Annotated in this window: 15 protein-coding genes and 1 pseudogene; 5 read left to right on the top strand and 11 right to left on the bottom strand. The window is 68.8% G+C overall.

Annotation, left to right across the window (positions count from 1 at the left end; translation table 11 throughout):
- Window positions 1–512: 512 nt before the first annotated feature.
- The 5 genes from ACIQPR_RS44935 to ACIQPR_RS44915 form a co-directional block, all read right to left on the bottom strand.
- Window positions 513–1,088 carry a hypothetical protein gene (locus tag ACIQPR_RS44935; protein WP_403662104.1) on the bottom strand — a complete coding sequence of 192 codons (576 nt, stop codon included), beginning with the start codon at window positions 1,086–1,088 and terminating at the stop codon, window positions 513–515.
- Between the two features lie 84 nt (window positions 1,089–1,172).
- On the bottom strand, window positions 1,173–2,078 hold the full coding sequence (locus ACIQPR_RS44930; RefSeq protein WP_403662101.1) for a restriction endonuclease: 906 nt from the start codon (window positions 2,076–2,078) through the stop codon (window positions 1,173–1,175).
- A gap of 123 nt (window positions 2,079–2,201) precedes the next feature.
- The gene (locus ACIQPR_RS44925; RefSeq protein ID WP_403662098.1) at window positions 2,202–2,468 is read right to left on the bottom strand and encodes a hypothetical protein; all 267 of its coding nucleotides are present in this window, start codon (window positions 2,466–2,468) and stop codon (window positions 2,202–2,204) included.
- 3 nt (window positions 2,469–2,471) lie between these two features.
- Window positions 2,472–2,642 (bottom strand): hypothetical protein, encoded by a 171-nt coding sequence (locus ACIQPR_RS44920; RefSeq protein WP_403662095.1) that lies wholly within the window; start codon window positions 2,640–2,642, stop codon window positions 2,472–2,474.
- 42 nt (window positions 2,643–2,684) lie between these two features.
- Window positions 2,685–2,831 carry a hypothetical protein gene (locus tag ACIQPR_RS44915; protein WP_403662092.1) on the bottom strand — a complete coding sequence of 49 codons (147 nt, stop codon included), beginning with the start codon at window positions 2,829–2,831 and terminating at the stop codon, window positions 2,685–2,687.
- 315 nt (window positions 2,832–3,146) lie between these two features.
- Between ACIQPR_RS44915 and ACIQPR_RS44910 the strand changes: the two genes are divergently transcribed.
- The 5 genes from ACIQPR_RS44910 to ACIQPR_RS44890 all read left to right on the top strand — a co-directional run bounded on the left by ACIQPR_RS44910 (window position 3,147) and on the right by ACIQPR_RS44890 (window position 12,901).
- Window positions 3,147–9,431, top strand: coding sequence for an AAA family ATPase (locus ACIQPR_RS44910; protein WP_403662089.1), 6,285 nt, complete (start codon window positions 3,147–3,149; stop codon window positions 9,429–9,431).
- Window positions 9,337–10,173, top strand: coding sequence for a hypothetical protein (locus tag ACIQPR_RS44905; protein ID WP_403662087.1), 837 nt, complete (start codon window positions 9,337–9,339; stop codon window positions 10,171–10,173). The genes ACIQPR_RS44910 and ACIQPR_RS44905 overlap by 95 nt, the downstream gene beginning before the upstream one ends.
- A gap of 321 nt (window positions 10,174–10,494) precedes the next feature.
- Entirely contained in the window at window positions 10,495–11,529 is a 1,035-nt protein-coding gene (locus tag ACIQPR_RS44900) for a trypsin-like peptidase domain-containing protein (protein ID WP_403662084.1), read from the top strand.
- Between the two features lie 138 nt (window positions 11,530–11,667).
- Entirely contained in the window at window positions 11,668–12,432 is a 765-nt protein-coding gene (locus ACIQPR_RS44895; protein WP_403662081.1) for an effector-associated domain EAD1-containing protein, read from the top strand.
- A 70-nt stretch (window positions 12,433–12,502) separates the two neighbouring features.
- Window positions 12,503–12,901, top strand: a complete 399-nt coding sequence (locus ACIQPR_RS44890) for a hypothetical protein (RefSeq protein WP_403662078.1) — start codon at window positions 12,503–12,505, stop codon at window positions 12,899–12,901.
- 50 nt (window positions 12,902–12,951) lie between these two features.
- On the opposite strand, the pseudogene ACIQPR_RS44885 reads toward ACIQPR_RS44890, so the two are convergent.
- The 6 genes and pseudogenes from ACIQPR_RS44885 to ACIQPR_RS44860 all read right to left on the bottom strand — a co-directional run.
- Window positions 12,952–13,149 (bottom strand): annotated as a pseudogene (locus ACIQPR_RS44885) (DDE endonuclease); the annotation flags it as partial.
- A gap of 68 nt (window positions 13,150–13,217) precedes the next feature.
- Window positions 13,218–13,937 carry a hypothetical protein gene (locus ACIQPR_RS44880; RefSeq protein WP_403662075.1) on the bottom strand — a complete coding sequence of 240 codons (720 nt, stop codon included), beginning with the start codon at window positions 13,935–13,937 and terminating at the stop codon, window positions 13,218–13,220.
- 93 nt (window positions 13,938–14,030) lie between these two features.
- A complete protein-coding gene (locus ACIQPR_RS44875; protein WP_403662072.1) occupies window positions 14,031–14,291 on the bottom strand; it encodes a hypothetical protein in 261 nt (86 codons plus the stop codon).
- Between the two features lie 407 nt (window positions 14,292–14,698).
- Window positions 14,699–15,850, bottom strand: a complete 1,152-nt coding sequence (locus ACIQPR_RS44870; protein WP_403662069.1) for a hypothetical protein — start codon at window positions 15,848–15,850, stop codon at window positions 14,699–14,701.
- Between the two features lie 100 nt (window positions 15,851–15,950).
- Complete coding sequence (locus ACIQPR_RS44865) at window positions 15,951–16,706, bottom strand: hypothetical protein (protein ID WP_403662066.1); 756 nt, start codon at window positions 16,704–16,706, stop codon at window positions 15,951–15,953.
- Between the two features lie 457 nt (window positions 16,707–17,163).
- Window positions 17,164–17,411: hypothetical protein (locus ACIQPR_RS44860; protein ID WP_403662062.1), on the bottom strand; the 248-nt coding region annotated here is incomplete at its 5' end.

Genomic DNA, 17,411 nt, shown 5'->3' with positions numbered 1-17,411 from the left:
AGGTCGTCTGGGCCTTGCAGGACGATTGTTCCGCATGCTGGTTCCGCGCGGCCTGTACGGGCCGGTGCAGGACTGCCTCGACGGCGTCCTGGGCGGCTGACGCGTTTCTGAAGTGTGGCTGCTGCTGGTGCGTCGGCTACCGGCGCTTGCCGGTGCGGTCGCGCAGCAACAGCCACTGACTCCCGTCGGCGCCGCCTGGACGCGCAGCCGGTCCATGCAGCAGCACGGCGTAAGCCGTCCTCTTCGCCTTGCTCGGGGCGGCATACTGACCTGGCGCCTCCGGGGTCAGGAATGACCTCGTCATGCCTTTCCAGGCCTTGCAGGGCGTCGTGGCCGGCACCCGGCAGCTGGGACGTTGCGGTGCAGCAGGGGCTGCGCGCCTAGGTGGCATACACGGCGTACCGAGACGGCCTCGAGGTGTATGAGATGGGCTGGGCTGGACCGGATGACGGTCCCGGCCGACCGTCCCCACTCTGTTCAAGGCCGCGCCTGACGCGTCCGGACCATGCCGCCTATGCCATCAAAGGATTGTGAACCGAGACTTCCCGAACCTGGTCGGTGAAGTAGCCAGCTGCGGCCCGCCCCACCGCCGGTCGCTGTTCGTCGCTGTCCTCGGACTCCCACCACTCGGCGACAATGCACAGCGCGTGGGCGTCTGAAGTCCTGGCCCGCTCGTACAACCACAGTTCGTAGCGCTCCTGCGGCTTGCTGAGGGGATGGTGCGAGCGCAGGTTGCATACGATCACGCCAGTGCGGTCCAGGTCGCTTGCCAGATCGTCGGGCGGCTGGAGGTCAGTGCCGTAGAAGGGATTCACGGCCAGGAGGCCGATGACCCAGTCTTCGTCGTCCCAGCGTTGATCGGCGGGCTCGATGATGTATCCCAGTACTTGCAGCGGGATGCGGCCGTCGAATCGCTGTCGGGTGAGTGACCGTTCGACCAGCGGACGGAAGTAGCCGCGGCTGGGGACGTCGAACTGCCGGTAGAGCTGCTGCAGCGAGCCGGGGTCCAGCGGCATTCCGATGAGCTGGAAGGAGACTTTGCAGCGCATGACGTGGCGTGTTTCTTCTGCGGAGATGCTGCCTGACACGGTGTAGAAACCGCCGTCACAGACTTCGAAGTAGACGAACTCCTCGCTGTGGTGGGGATCTTCAAGCTCACTGGTTCGTTCTTCTCAGTTCTTGAGGGCTTCGGCAAAGGCATCGGCGCCACAGCCATGCCAGTTCCGGCCATGCTGCTGGATGCTCCACTGACTCCGCTCACCCATCCACCCCAGTTCGTTCAGCGCGTCCAGGAGGCGGAGGAGGTCAGGCTGTCCCCATGCGGCGACCGGAATATCCAGGCACACGCCGCTTCCCGCAGCCGGCACCCAGTCGACATCGGGCAGGTCGAGGCAGAAGACTCCGGAGCTGAACCCTCCTGCTCCGTAGAACCATGGCACCGTGTCCCCGCTGCCGTTGAGCAGCCTGTAGCGGCTCGCAGGCAGCTTCCCTGCCGTCGTGCGCGAACTGCGGGCGGCCTTCTCGGCCTCACGTTCCTTTTCGCCGCGATGGACACGCCCGTGGACAACGAGTTCATCGTGTTTCAGGCGAAGAAGACGGTCCAACTCCTGGGGGTCCCTCAAAGCCCTGAGGATGTCAACCTCGTCGAAGACGAGGACCAGTCCATCCCTGCGGTCTCTGACGATCTCCCCGTCCGCTTCCCCGGTGATCCCGGACATGGTGAACAGCAAGCCCACAACAGTGCTGTCAAGATGGCGGAGTCGAGTGCGGACCTCACCGATGGCCTTGCTTCCGGAGCGTCGGCTCTCCCACTTCGCTTCGACGAGATAGCGGTGGCTGTGGGAGATGACCGCGAAGTCGGTCTGCCGGGGGCGCGCCATCCTCGGGTTGTGCACGGCCTGGTAGTGAGCCCGTCGAAACATCCGCTCCAGCAGTGCTTCGAGCTTGTAGCCGCGGCGCTGCGTGTTGGAGATCGACCGCAGGGCAGCCAGCTCCCGGAGCAGATCCGACTCATGCCAAGGCTCGATTTCGAGGTTGTCGTCCGCCGCGTCAGGGCGTTCCTCTTCATGGGTGGCCATGACTGGTCATCTTGGCGCACGGCTAACGACAACGGGGCCCCTCCAGCGGGGCCAGCTGCCCCAGGGCGCCCACTCGTCACTCAAGGCCTGTCATCGCGAGGTGGTGGGCTTCCCACATGCCCGTCACATGCCGAGACGGGTGGTTGTGGCCGCGGCGGCGGGCTGGGTGTCGTTTGTCGATTTTCCTGCCGTACGCGGACGCTGGCCTGCTCGCAGCCGGACCGCGCCCGTACTGTCCGGGCTGCGGGGCGGTCCGGCAACGGGGAGGGACACGAGGACGCACGCGGCGTCGATCCGGCCCTGCGAGTCCGGGTCGGTCGGCTGCCAGGTGGCCCACTCGTTCTCCAGGCCGACGAACCTCCCGCGCAACTGCACCCGGTACTCAACCATCTGCTATGTGATCGGCTCCGCCCTGAACAACTTGCCCTGCCGGGCGCTGACCGCGTCGATGCCCGGCAGCAGCTTGCCCTCGGGGATGGTCAGCTCGTTCTGCAAGGCCTGCCACGCTGTGCCGATCGCCGACAGGCACATGTCGGGGCCGTATTTCCACTCGACGTAGATCACGGCCGCGTTCGTTGCGCACGCCAACAGGCAGGCAGTACTGGACTACTCCGCCGACGACATCGCCGCGGGCTGGTCGTGGGTGATCCACACCCGGGTTTCGGCACCGAGGAAGACACCTATGATGCCCGCGGTGTCCCGGCCGCCGCCGGACGGGTCGACCAGGCATAGGTCCTTCGCTAACTCCTCCACAGCACGAGGGTTCTACGGCTCGTACGGTCTGCCTTCGCGTCCAGCCACTGCCTCTCCGGCAGTCCCAGCAACGCACCTGGGTCCTGGGAGCGCAGCCGTCCTGCGTGTGCCTTCGAGATCCAGCAGTGACGCAGGCACTCTCCCAGGTCGCGGTGGTGGTGAGCGGCCCCCAACTCTTCTCGCCGCTGTCGTGCCCAGCGTCCGCCGTGCGCTCCTGGCTATGGCCGATCAGTGTCAGCTTCGGCTGCGCTTGTTGTGTCCGGGCTGCGGTCTGACCGGAGTAGGTTGTGGCGTGTCGTCGGTGGTGCGGGAGGAGTGCTGGTGGGCGCGACCGAGTCTAACGCCGGGGATGATTTCCACTTCTGGTGGACGGCTGGGCGGGCTCTTGAGCTCGTTTCCCCTGGTGCGGAGCTTAAACTTGTCACGGTCGAGGGCCTTGCTGTTGTCGACGACCCGGACGAGCAGTACGAGACGGTCGATGTCGCTGAGTACTTCGGGGGGCGTGACGTAGCGAGCGCGGACCGGATTGTGCTGTCGCAGTTGAAATACAGCACCCGGCACGCGGAGACTGCGTGGACGGCTGCCCGCCTGTGCCAGAAGCGGGCCAAGAAGGCTGAGGGGAAGGCGGACTCGGAACGGTCGGTGATCGCTGATCTCGCGGCCGCGTACACGCGTCTTCGGGACGACCACGGTGACCAGGCACTGGGCAAGGCCCGGATCGCGCTGGTGAGCAACTGCCCCGGAGATCCCCTGCTGCTGGAGAGCGTGCGAGCAGCAGCGCAGTGGACAGCCGGGGAGACCGCCCCGACCAGGGTGGCTTTGAAGGCCGCTCTTCCGTCCGACCAGGCCGCGGTGATCGCCACGCTGGCCGACACCATCGGGCAGCGTTTGAAGAGCGCTGAGTTCTGCCGCTTCCTGCAGCTTCTGGATCTGTCGACGACCGGGACGATGGACCGGACCGCGCTCGCGCGGGCGGTGAAGTCGGGAGCGAGCGTGCTGACGCCCGGGCACGGCCCGGACTCGGCGAACCGGCTCTTCGACCTGGTCCGTCAGCAGGCGTTGCCGGGTTCGAGCCGGGGTGGCGTCACCGCCCAGGATGTGCTGGCGACGCTGGGTGTCGCCGATCTGCTCGACCTTTATCCGGCGCCGTCACGCCTGGAGCCGCTCCAGAACCCGCTGCCGACGGTGGGCGCCGAGGCCATCGCCGCAGCGGTCACGGCCAACATCGGCAGGCTGACCGTCGCGCACGGTGACGCGGGCGTCGGGAAGACCACGGCGATGCGGCAGATCGGGGACCACCTTCCGGACGGCTCGCAGGTAGTGCTGTTCGACTGCTACGGGGCGGGCGAGTACCTCAGCGCGGGGGAGGAAAGGCACACCCCCAGGCGGTTCGTCACCCAGGTCGTGAACGAGGTGGCGCAGCGTTGCGGTACCCCTCTGCTGGTGCGGACCCTGGCCGACGAAGGGGACCTGTGGCGTCGGCTGAGCCGCACACTCGAGCAGGCCGTCACGACTCTTCCCGACGGCGCGGTGCTGGTCCTGGCGGTGGACGCGGCGGACAACAGCGCGGTCGCGGCTAGGGAGCGCGACGAGCGGAGCTTCCTAATGGACCTGGTCCGGCTGCCGCTGCCTGGACGTGTGTCCGTGGTGCTGTCCGCGCGATCCCACCGCGTCCCTTCACTCGATGCCGACCGCGCCGCGCAGGTGCCGCTGCCGCCGTTCAGGGCTGAGACCTCGGCTGCGCATCTGCGCCGCTACCGGCCCGCCGCCTCCGACGAGGAGTGCCTGGACTTCCACGGTCGCAGCGGCGGCAATCCCAGAGCCCAGAACTACACCCTGGAGCAGGACCGCACCGAAGCATGGAATATGGCGACCCTGCTGAAGAAGAGCGAGCGGACCCCTCAGCAGATGTTCGAGCTGCTGCTCGCGTCGGGGCTCCAGGCCGGCGGCGCGGACGCGGGCGGAGAGAGGTGGCTGGCGTTCCTGCTGGCCCTGGCCCGCCCGGTCAGCATGGCCACCCTGGCATCCGCGCTCGATGTGCCCACCGAGAAGGTGACCGCGTTCGCGAAGGGACTGGCTCCCGGCATCAGGCTTGTCGGGGAGCGGATCCAGTTCCGGGACGAGGACTTCGAGACGTTCGTCCGCGGCCGCGTGGACGACGAGGTGGTCGTCGAGGCGCACGGCCGCCTGTCCGACCTGTTCCTCGAGCAGCGCGCGACCAGCGCGGACGCCGCGGCGCATGTCGCCACCCATCTCTACCTAGCGAAGCGGCTGACGGAACTGGTCGGCCTGGTCCTGGCCGAGGACTCCCCGGCCGGGATCGCCGATGGATTTCGCCGCGAACAGGTCCAGATGGAACGGTTGCGCCTGGCCGCGCTGGCGGTTGCCGAGACCGGATCGGCGTCGGACGCGGTCCGGCTCGCCGCGCGGGGATGCGACACCGCATCGCGCTCCAAGAGCCTGTCGGAACTGGTCGACTCCCACATGGATCTGGTGGCCCAGTACGCCGACGTGGACCTGCTCCAGGCCTACGCCCCCCGGCACGGCGATACCCAGTGGCTGGGCCCGGTGTGGATGCGGCTCGCGGGCGTGCTGTCACGTGACCCGCAGCGGCAGGCCGAGGCGAGGAACGCCCTGGACATGGCCGGTGCGTGGGTGCGGCGCTGGATGGCTTCCCATGAGGAGGAAGGAAGCTCCTGGGAGGTCGGCGCCGACGATGTAGCGGCCGCCGCGGAGGCACGCTACCGGCTCGATGGCATGCAGGCCGCGATCCGCCTGCTGCGGCGGTGGCGGCCGGCCTCCTTCGTCACAGAGGTGACGGAACGTCTCGCGGTCCGGCTCGCCGGGGAACTGGACGCCCAGGAGGCATACGACGCCCTGACCCAGCACCGCGTGCCTGCGCACGCCCAGGCGCCGGTGCTGGCCCATCTCGGCAGCGCGGCGTCCCCGCCTCCCGCGGCATGGGTGGACAAGGTCACGGCCGCCCTCACCCGTGTGCCGGCCACCGAGCCTCACCCGCCGTGGCACCGGAAGCTCCTCGACGTGGCCCTGCGCTTTTGCGACCGTCAGTCCGCACTGGCCCTGGCCGAGCACTGGGCAGGTGAACTGCCCACATCCCAGCGGGCGTTCACCTCACCGTCGAGCCCGGCAACGATCACCCTCTACAGCCACGCCGCGTCGGCCGCCCTGAGCGACACCCAGACGGACGCCGAACAACTGCTCCCCGCCTCCCTGCGACCACCCGCTCAGGGCACCGGCCGCAGCTACGACCCTCACACCAGTGAACGTGAAGGCTGGGTGAAGCGGGTCGACCCTCTGATCACCGCTGGCCTTCTCCACGTTCGGGCCGTCCTTGGCCAGGCCAACGCCGGTGACGTGGAGGCGTTCTGCACGGCTGGCCTGCAAGCGCGCACCGAACTCACCACGTACCGCTGGTTCACCTACGACCGAGAGTTCCGCGCGTGGGCGACAATGGTGGCCTGTGCCGCCATCGAGACGGGTGCCCCCGCGGGCATCATCGATCACTTGGCAGACGCGGCCCCCGGGCTGCTGCGCGACGGGGCGCCCACCCTGTGGCTGGACCTGGCGGACGTGCTGACCGAGCGCGGAGCACATCCGAACACGGCAGCCGGCCTGTGCCTCAAGGCGGCCCAGGCCGCCCGCGACGACGGATACGACGCTGCAGACCGCCTGGAGCTCCTGGCCCGGAGCGCCGACATCGCGGGCACCCTCCACTCCGAGCTGGGCCGAAACCTGTTCGATCAGGCCGTCGACGCGGCCGCCGGCATCAACGACGAGTCGGCCCGGCTGCTCAGCGTCTACGCCGACCTGGCGCAGCGCGCCGACCTGTCCGCGCCGGACCGCGCCGTCACCGCCTCGCGTCTGGTCGCGGCCGTGGAAGCCGTCACCCCGCACGTCACCGACGCCAGCGTCATCCCGTACGAGGAGGTGCTGAAGGCCACGGCCAGCCTCGACTGCAGCCTCGGTCTGGCCACGGCGAGCCGCTGGGACGACGAGGACCGCATCGCACTCGCACGGGCCTTGCCGGCCGCACTCGAAGGGGCCGTCACCACAGGAGCGCTACCTGGCGGGCAAGCACTCGCCCTCGACCACCTGATCGACAACGATTTGCGGCGCCTCGACTTCCAGATCACCGTGGCACGGCACCTCGCCTCCGGAGCGTCGGCCAGCAGCCGGGCGGCCGCGCGGACAGCTCTACTCCGCGCCGCCACGTGGCTGCGGCTCCGAGTCCCCGTTCGATCGCAACCCCGGCTCGCTTCGCAGCTCGTCGACGCGGCACGCACCCTCGACCAGGCGGCGGCCGTTCAGCCGATGCTCGAACCGGTCATCGCGCTGACTCCGCAGGGCCGAGCTGATGAATCAGAGGGCTGCTCGGCCACCTGGATCGGGGACACCGAGGACACCCCCAGCGAGGGGGCGCCCACAGCGTCGGCGTCGGTGTCCGAGGCCAGTTGGCGCACGCTCGCCCCAGATATCGAAGCCATGGGAACAGCTGCGCCGTACGGTCACGCGCTGGTGCAGCACCTCACCCGTGTCGTCGAAGCCGCGCCGATGACCGAGCGGCTGCCTGCCCTCAACGCAGCCGCTTCACTGGCCTCCACCAACGCGCCGACCGTGATCGAGACCCTGGCCGGCCTCGTCGAGCAGTGGCGTCAATGGCCGGGCGTCGAAACGTGGGCCAAGACCACTGTGACCGCCCTCCTCGCAGAGCATCTGCCTGACCTGGTCTGGACCTATGATCCCCCACACCTGGCACGGCAGTTGCGCAGCCTCGGCGACGACGCCACGATCCGCAGCGCGATCCTGCGCGCACTACCGCGTGCGCAGACGCGCCTGACCGTCTTCGGCTGGCAGACCGTCGCTGTCGTACTCGGTCACCTGTGCGAACCCGCTGCCGCAGCCGACGCCCTCACCGGCCTTCTATCCCCATACGCTGACACCACCCCGGCACATCCCAAGCCGGACGAGAGGGACGAGAGTCCGCTGCCCGCACTGCTGTGGAGCGCCTTCGGCCACCCCCGGCGTGAGATCCGGTGGCGGGCCGCACACGCGGCACGGGAACTGCTCAGCCACCAGGACCACGCCACGGCACGGCCGCTGGCCGCGGCGCTGGTCGCCTGCCTCGACCGCGCCGATGCCGCCCCCTACCGGGCACCGGCTCTGCACTTCTATCGGCTCTCGGCTGTCACGGGTCTCCTCACCGCCCTGCACCGGGTCGCCTGCGACAAGCCTGCGCTGATGCGAGAGCACCTCGCCATCTTCGTCCGGCACGCCACCAGCACCGACCTGCCGCATGCGCAGATCCGTGAACTTGCGCGACGTACCGCCCTTGCCCTGGCGGCTCCGGACGACCCTTCCCGTGACCAGCTCGAGGCCGCGAACCGCCCCGATCGCTGCAGCATCGACCGGACCCTCAAGAACGAGCACAGTGGCGGCCTCAGCGATGCCGGCGACCTCTACCGCTTCGATGCGCTCGACACCATCCCCTACTGGTTCCGGCCGCTCGCAATGGTCTTCAACCTCTCCGTCGACGAGATCGCGCGCAAGGCCGAGACCTGGATCCTGGACAAGTGGGGTCTGAGCGAGAAGGACTGGTGGACCGACACGCGTGAACTCCGCAGTGAACGGGTCTCGGCCCGCATGGGACACCGCCACGGCTCCATCCCACCGGAGGAGAGTCTGCGGCTCTACCTGGAGTACCACTCCATGCTGGCCGCGGCCGGCGAACTCGTCGACGAGCACCATCCCCTGCTGATCGAGACATGGACCGAGAACGAGAACCCCTGGAACGAGTGGCTGGCCCGGCACGTGCTGCCCGACGGGCCATGGCTGGCCGACCTCAGCGAGCCCGCGCCCGCACAGCCCTACCTGTTCCTCGGTTCCGGCCCGGACGACAGCGCCTGGGCCGCCCCCCAACTGACGGACAGTAACGAAATCTTCGGCCTGATGCACGACGACCTGCCCCCGTCCGTACTCGTCGCCGCCTTCATGAACATCACCTGGGCAGGCGGCTACGAAGACGTCTACGTCGCCTCGGCACTCGTGCGCCCCGACCGGGCAGAGGACCTCCAACGAGCCCTGGCCGCAGCCACGGATCCCCGGGACTGGAGACTCCCCGACGAGGACGAAACCGCGCACGAGGTCGACCACGGGCTCTTCGAGCTGCGCGGCTGGCTGCGCGACCCCGCCTTGCGACCCGAGAACCTCGACGAGCACGACCCCTACGCGCAGGGGCTGCGCGCCGAAGGCCCTATGCCCGGACACGCTTTCCGGCGGCAGACCCACACACACCCGGACCAGGACGGCATCCGGCTCCTCGCAGCCGACCAGGCCGTCCTCGCCCAGTGGACGCAGTGGTCGGACGGTGACCCCGACGACAGCCGCGCAGGCAGGACAACCAACGGATCACGCGTCCACGTGACCCGCGACGCGCTCCTGAAGTACCTCTCGACCACCGGATACAGCCTCATCGTGGAGGTCCAAATTGGACGACGCCGCAACAGGACAGCCGCCCGCCACGACGACCGCCGAAGCTGGCTCTACCTCATCCACGCAGACGGCCGGGCAGCAGTCCGCTGATCCGCTCGCCGAGCTCGGGGAGCGGATCCTCGCGGAGCTCGACGAAGAACGCACCAACAACACGCTCATCCGCTGGCTCAGCCACCACACCGCCCGACTTATGCAGGCCGCCGACGACGCCGCCCGCGCCGGCGACGTCAGCGCTCCCGCACGGGCGGAGGAAGCCAGGACCGCCATCCTGCAACTGTGGCAGGCCCGTTCCACCTGGCCCGAGGGCTGGCCACCGCCAAGGGCCGCCGCGCTGGCCAACGCCCTCGCCGACATCCCCGAGCTGACGGAGAGCACCTGGCCCAGCCGAACACTCCCCGCACGCCTGAGCGCCGTGCACCAGGTGATCCTCGCCGCGCTCAGTGAGCAGGCCGCAGCGAGCGCTCCCGACGGCAACGAGGAGGACTGGCTCAATGCCTCGGGGGAACACCTCACGGATGCCGAGACCGTGATCCTGCGCCGAGCCGCCGTCGCACCGCAGTACATCGAAGTTCTCGGCGAGCTGGCAACGCTCATTGAGCAGTTCAACGCTCCGAAGACCGGCGAAGCGAGCGGTTCACCTGCGGACGAGGTCATGCAGCACCCCCTGGTACGGCTGGCCGACACCTACCGAAAGATCGTCATCGACCGCGTCGCGCGAGCAGGTCTTCCCATACAAGCCGACCGAGCGGCCGACCAGTCGCACGGCACGGACGAAGGAGCTGAACAGACGAGTGGCGTCGAGCAGATTGCTGGCGACGGTGACAATCCCTGAGCAGCGGCAGGCCCTGGGCGCCGAGCAGCATGCTCGACGCGGATTTCGTCCGGCCGGACGGCCACGTGTCACCAACCCACGAGACTCTGACCGGAAGCACCACGTCCTGTGGAGGCTCCGTACTGACGCCACGGGAGCGGTCACGAAACGTGAGGGATTGTCAGACCGCGGGCGGAACTCACCAAGGAGCTGCCTGGCGGCCATGGCCGGGAGTAAAATCCAACGGCCGTAAGGGGAGGGGTCGGCATGGCGTGCCGGCCGGCGGATCAGCTGGGACCTGGCGTCCGGTGTCCTGCCCCGTGCCATGAGTGGAGGGCCGACGTGCCGCACTACCTGGACTCCCTTCCGTTCGACTGGAGCCAACCCGCGGCACGCGAGTTGAGGGACTTCCTCGCGGACACCTACTACCGTGAAGAACCGGTCATCCCCATCGCGCAGCAGGCCGGCATCAGACTCGCCGACATCGGCTGGGGACGACCGATGTCCCTGGTCTGGCACGAGCTGCTCGAGAAGGCCCGAAACCAGGACAGGCTGCATGCACTGCTCGGCCACATCGAGTCGAGTGCTGATACGGCCGTCGGGCTGCGGCTGCAGGAACTGGTCCAGGCGGCACCGGTTCTCGAAGCACCTCGCGCTCCCGCCCCGGATACGTGGAAGCACTTCACCGCGCCGGACGCGAAGGAACGGCAGATCTTCAAGACGTACTCCCTCCTCGACGTCGCCTTTCTGCGCCGTGGAGTGGAACTCGCGCCCGCCGTTGCCCGGCTCCTGGTCACCATGCCGACGGGGCGGCAGTACCACGGCACGGCGTTCCGTATCGACGCCGACACACTGCTGACGAACCATCATGTGCTCTTCGACGACGCTGCGGCCGGCTTGCCCGCTTCGAGCGTTGAGGCGTGGTTCGGCTATGAGAGGGACCACTCCGGTCGGGACCTCGCCCACACGGTGGTGGCCTGCGTACCGGACACGATAAGGGGCGACAGGCAATACGACTGGGCGATCATCAAGGTTGCCGAAGCGATGCCAGACGAAGCCCCGGCGATCGGACTCTCGGACGCAGCCCCCGTTGCGGTGGGTGACCGTGTCTACATCATTCAGCACCCCAGGGGAGGGGTGAAGAAGATCGGTGTGCATCACAACACCGTGCGCCACGTCAATGACGATGTCGTCCAGTACTGGACCGACACCGAGGCAGGATCATCTGGGTCTCCCGTGTTCGACGAGCAGTGGCGCCTCGTTGCCCTGCATCACCGCTGGGTGGAGGAGGGGGTCGGTGATGCGCGGGAATTCCGAAACCAGGGCGTCCGGATCCAACGTGTGGCAGACGGCCTGGCCGCAGCCGGAGTGGTGTGAGACGAGGATGCATCGCGGGACAGATCGAGGGCAGCGCGACGGCGGGCGGGTGCTGGTCACCACCGGCGAGAAGCCCACCGATCCTTGCCTTCCCTCCTGGGAGCCAACCGGCCCTACCGGAATTGCGGAGGAAGGAAGGTGAGGAATCCGGACGATGTAGCCCCGCTCGACCAACCGACACCCAGCTGGTCCGATACGCGGATGCAGGAGCTGCGTGAAGTCCTCACGGACGCCTATCCGACTGTGGCTGGTGCCCGTCTGCTCCTCCAGAGCGTGATCGGTCTGCCGGTCAAGGAGATCGGTTGGGACAACGCCGGCAGCATTAAAGAGCTGTGGTCCGATGTCATGGACCGTGCTGCGCGCGCCAAAGTGCTCCGGCTGACCCTTATGACCGTGCTGCAGGACAGGACGGTCGCAGCGTTCCATCCGCAGCTCAAATCGTTGATCCGCGAGCTCGACCAGGCAGAGCAGGCAGAACCCGACAGCTCACTGGCCTCGATCACCCAGCTGCGGCCTCCCGTACGGGCTCCGGACGACCCTGCCGAGTTCCAGGAACAACTCCTGAGCGCGATAGGAACTGCCCTGGGCGAATTCGCTACCACGGAGCAAGATCAAGTGGCCCTCCGGCTGGCCGTGCGCCACCTCCTGGGTCATGTGGTCCGGCTGGCGGAGGAAGACTCCACCCGGTCGGACCTGGGGACCGAAGCCGTGGTTGCCGCGAGAGCGGCGACGCCCCCTACTCGTGAACTCCTGGAGACGCTGCGTGCGGTGGACGCCCCCGGGGGAACGCCTGCAGAGCGGACCGTGCACACGCGGCGGGTGCCCACACTGCTGGACCAACTCGAACCCCTACTGACACGTCTACGGAGCGAGTTGCGGCAGCTGCCTCGCCCCCCGCACTGAACACGACACTGCCTTGGCCGCAGCCCCGGCGCGCACGCCATCATCAGGTGGGGGGCCGTCTGAGGGTGCAGTGGCCAAGAGACTCAGGGAAGCCGAGTCACTCGTGCTCACTTGGATTGAACTGGCCCAAGAGATCGAACCACCCGACCGGATAACCGCTACTGAGTGGCACAAGAAGATCCGTGGGTTCCGCACGGTGCTTCGAGACGCACTACTCCTCTCGGGGAACTCGCAGGTGGGCGCCGCTGCCAGGGAGTTCGAAGCGAGGACTACGATCGCGATCGACACCGCGCAGGGCGCGGTCTCCACGTTCGTCGTCTTCCTCGACGGCGTCATCCCAGATCCGTACAACGCACGGAGCTACGCGGCGTTCGTCGGGGAACGCGAGCTGTTGCGCCAGCATGTGCGGGACGCGCTGGAGAAGCTCCACGGCAGTCTGCAGTCGATATCGATAGGCAGAAGCCAATAGGTAGGTTGTGGCACGGCTAAGGGTCCGCAGGGAATCAACACGTTGCGGGTCTACTGATCTTTTCGGATCGGCTTCGGGTGGTCTGCGGTGAGGGTCAGTCCGGTCTCGGCGAGGCAGCCGTCGATGAGTTCGGGATGGCGTTGGATGTGGGCGAGTCCGCAGCGGAGGGTGCGGGTGAGGTGGTCGGGGTCGGTGAATGCGGTGTTTGCCATCGGTCCGCGCCGTAACAGAGACCAGATACCTTCCACCCCGAACGCAACCCGAAAAGATCAGTAACGGGCCTGACAGGTGTTGGTCAGGGTGTTTTCGGTAGCGGTCAGGCACGGCGCAGGAGCCGGGCGAGGCCGCCTGGTGGGGCGGGCGGCAGCGCGTCGGCGAGCAGTCCGTCGCAGTAGCGGATCTGCTGCTCGCCGTACCAGTCGGGCTCCCACGTCGCGCCGCCGCAGACCGGGCACCCGTGGTCGTGCCCGACGAACTCGTAGTCGGGTGGGCAGCCGCGCTCTTCGCAAGTGGGGAATGTGGGGTCGCCTCCGTGGCTGCCGCAGTACGCGCAGCGTGTGAACCGGTGGTCGACCGGGGCACCGCCGGCGAGATCGCTCTGCAGGGTGGCGATGCCGCGCACGACCTCCTCGCGCAGCACCGCGTCGGCGCCAGCAACGTAGGCGATCAGCTGGGCGTCGGGCTGGTGGTCGGCGAGAAGGGTGAAGGCGGCGGCCCACGCCAGGGTGGTGCGGTCCACCTCGGGGGTGCCGGTGGACCAGCCGTTGGAGTCGCTCCCGTCGGGGCGACCAGGGGCGGTCGGGCCTTCGCTGAGCTGCGCGAGCGCGGCGCGGGCCCGGCCCAGAAGCTGGGAGTCGCGGCTGCCGGGCGAGGTCATCTCGGTGCGGCGGGGGAACTGGGTGCGGCCGTTGTCCATGCGGACGGTGTAGTGGCCGCCGGTGTGGATCTCCTGAACGACTCCCTGTTGGCCCGGGTGGGCGGTGAAGCCCAGGGCGTCGATCCTGGCGGTGAGTTCGATGCGTGCGCCGACGAGCACGGCGGTCTCCTTCAGATGAGGGCGGCGAGCAGGGCGGCAGCGAGAGCGACGAGCGAAGCAGCGGTGACGTCCCCGGCGAGCCGCAGGCCCCGGCTAGAGGTGGATGACGTGCGCGGCCCGCGCGGTGTGGTCGCCGGGGTTGTGCAGGTCCTCCGGCAGAACCTCGGGGGTGCACTTGACCCAGTAGAGGAAGCTGCCGCGCGCCGCGTGGGCCAGGCGAGGGCGGACGACCGGGAGCACCACGAGCATCGCGGCGACCGGGCCGACAACTCCGGCGCCGACCAGCACGGCAGACTCGCGCGGCAGGCCGTGCCCGGGCACGGCCGTGACCAGCACCGCGAGCGGCAGACTCAACCGGCGAGGGCTCTGCGGAGTTCTAGGAACCGGCGGGCGGCCGGCCGTTCGGGTCGGCCTGCACCGGGGGCGGGGCTGTGGGGGCGTGGTTCAGCGAAGGCCCCTGCTGGCCTCGATCGCGTCCCCCTCGTCCTGCTGGTCCTGCCAGCAGGGCTCGCATGGGTCGCTCTCGGAGCACTCCGGGCGAGGCTGGCCGTTGGGGCACAGCTGACCGGCGGTCCCGGCGGCCTGGGCGGGGGTTCCGCCAGTGCCGCACTCGCACGTGTGGGCGCAGTGCTCACAGTCCTCGCAGACCTGGTCCGGGCAGCAGCCGCAGGGCAGAAACCGGTTCGGCGGAAGGCTGCAGCGGTACGTGGCCTCTGCGGCGGCCTCGGCCTCCGTGTGCTCCTCGCTCTTGCTGAGGATCATCATCGTGTCGGATCCCGTCTCGTGGGCCTTGCGTGTGCCGCGCGGGCCTGTGCCTCGACGTCACGGACTGGGATGGTGGCGAGGAGTTCCCCTGGGCTCGCGGCCCTGGCGAGAGACTTGGTACGGGCCGGGTCGGCGTACAGGGTCCACACGTCGCCGCCCATCCGGGGCCAGCAGGAGAGCTGCCAGAACCGGCGGTTGGCGTAGCAGATCTGCCAGGAACGCGGGCCGGACGGGCGCGCGCTCACACCGGCCGGAAGGTCCGGCAGTTCCGGTGCGGGACCGTACGCCCGGTCGATGTAGGCGAGGTGTTCGGCTGTCGCCGTGATAGCGACGCGTACCGTGTGCGGCCACCGGTGTCCCTCGGGCAGCATCGGCGCCCACTCCTTCCACTGCGCCTCGCTGCTCGCGCTGCCGGTGTAGAGCGCCCAGGCCGCGCCGGGCGCGTAGTCGAAGCCGCGCCGCATCAGGTGCCATCCGGCGGCGGTCTTCAGCCCTTCCGTGTTCGCGCCGTCGGTGATGGCGTCCAGGTAGATACCGGCGGGGTCGTTCTCCCGACCCGCCGGGCCCCGCTCCGTGAGGGGGATCATGTGGCGTTCGGTCGTGCCGTCCTCGGCGGTCATGAGACGCAGCGTGGCGCCCCCGCCGGCGAGCGGGTAGGCCATCCGGATTTCCGCGACGCTCGGCAGGGCGGCGAGTCGGGCCGCACGCATCCGCTCCAGCAGCTCGGTCATGGTGGCCGACACCTGGGAACCCTCGCCGTCCTCGGGGGCCAGGCGCCACGCGGTACCGCTCGCATGCGTGCCCTGGTCACGAGTTGCCGGCGCGGTGGCTTTTTCCCGCTGTTGAGCGACCGCCTTCACCGCGAGCGCGAGCGCGCCTTTACGCTTCGTGCTGTCGGATCCGACCTGCTTGCGCTCGCCCTCCGCCTCCCGCACCCTCCAGATCAGCGCGCCGTGCTCGCTCACCTGAAAGACGGCGTACATGGCCCGCGGGAACCGGACCCCGGCGAGCGTCTCGCCGGGCAGCGCGAACAGCCAGCCGTCCACGCCGAAGTCGGCGCCATTGGGCTTCTCGCCGTTGGTCGGCGTGTACCGGGTGTATTCGGGCTCGACGGTGTCCCGGACGATGCTGCGGGCCTGCGTGGTCATGCTGGGTTTCCTCTCGGGCTTGCTGCCGTGGTCGGGTATGTGCTCCGTGCCCCCGGCCGGCCTGCCCGCACTCGTCGCAGGGGCGGGGGCGCCATGTGGGCTAGAACGGGGGGCAGCACAGGGGGCCGGTGCACTCGTGCGCGGCGGCTTGGGCCCGCGCGGCCTGGCGCTCGCGCTCGGCCTGATCGCTGCGCATGATGCGCCGGGCGACACACTGTGCGTTGTCGCACGTGGTGTGCCCCTTCAGGGCGTCGGTGGAGTCATCGAAGATCTCGATCAGCCCGTAGTCCTCGCACCAGCCGCACAGCGGCTCCGGGGCGTGCAGGCTCTCGCCGTCCACGCACCCGATCCCGTTGGACGAGTCGTGCCAAGCGCCCTGCCCGTCTGCCTCGATCCACTCGACAACGCGCGCGCAGTGCAGGCAGGTGTGCTCAGGTTCCGGCACCGTCAGCCCGAAGTGGTCGGCCACGGCAGCAGCACACTTCCCGGCCTGTATGCCCGCGCTTGCCGCGGGCTTGTGCCCGTCGCCAAACCCGTTGAACACGAACCGGGTTGACTCGTCGTCGGAGACCGTGGCGGTCACGGCCCACAGTGCGACCGTGGGCAGGTCGTAGTGATCGGCGAACCGGCGGCTCTCCGAGGTGCGGGCGGACGGGTCGGCCCTACAGTGGATCCGCACCTGCGCACGCCCCGGCACGACGCACACCAGGTACTCCGTTGGCAGCCCGCGCCACGGCCGGTCCACGTGATGCACGATCCCGAGCGCTTCGAGCGCCTCGCGGAGCATGGCGCCGGTGTGGCAGTCGTACGCGGGGCGCGTCTTGGTGAGGCTGGGGCGTGCGGTGAGCGTGGACATGCAGGATTCCCCTCGGTGGTTGGTACGCGTGCAGTAGTTGTGGGGCCCCACCGATTGACGATGCTCCGTGGGGAAGCGATCAGGCGCAGCGCCTTCGAGCTTGTCGTGCAGGATGGGCTAGCCAGTTCACGTACAAACGCGACCAGGGCCCACTCCGACGCGAGGAATCTGATCACCTGGAACCTCAATGTCGACTCAACCGTCGTGCGTGCTCACCAGGATCGCTAGGGCTCGTAACCTCAGGTAACGCAGCTCGTATGGCAACCGTCCGACGAGGTTTCGATCCTGAGGACGGCGAGGCGGCACGCGGTCGGGTGCGGCATCAATCGGCTCGAAAGGCACCGGGCCGTTGCCGCGCGGTTCGACGGGCTGGCAGTCCGCTACGAGATGGCTGTTCTGGTAGCGGCCATCACCGATTGCCTGTGACTGGTGGATGTCGAGATTGAAGGCGTGCTGGTCAGCGTGGTCGAGGATGGTTGTGGAGGGTGTGGGTCACGGTGGTCAGCAGGTCGTCCAGGCCGTCGGTGAGGAATCCGTCGGGGCGGAAGGCGTTGACGGGGCCGCCGCACTCGGGAAGGTGAGGGCGCAGGTGAAGCGGTCGGCGCCAGTTCCGCAGGTCCTCGTGGTGGGGGACGGTGATGACGCCCTCCAGCGTGGTCATGCCCAGGGTGCGCAGTTCGCTGCCCACGGCGTTGAAGTAGTCGC

The organism is Streptomyces sp. NPDC091280 (genome assembly GCF_044768565.1).
GTDB lineage: Bacteria > Actinomycetota > Actinomycetes > Streptomycetales > Streptomycetaceae > Streptomyces.
The sequence above is the reverse complement of the archived record's forward strand: the minus strand, read 5'-3'. Positions and strand labels throughout refer to the sequence as shown.

Bases quoted from the DNA above. Each gene is read 5' to 3' on its own strand.
- ACIQPR_RS44925 (WP_403662098.1), bottom strand. From the start codon at position 2,468: ATGGTTGAGTACCGGGTGCAGTTGCGCGGGAGGTTCGTCGGCCTGGAG.
- ACIQPR_RS44930 (WP_403662101.1), bottom strand. From the start codon at position 2,078: ATGGCCACCCATGAAGAGGAACGCCCTGACGCGGCGGACGACAACCTC.
- ACIQPR_RS44865 (WP_403662066.1), bottom strand. From the start codon at position 16,706: ATGTCCACGCTCACCGCACGCCCCAGCCTCACCAAGACGCGCCCCGCG.
- ACIQPR_RS44870 (WP_403662069.1), bottom strand. From the start codon at position 15,850: ATGACCACGCAGGCCCGCAGCATCGTCCGGGACACCGTCGAGCCCGAA.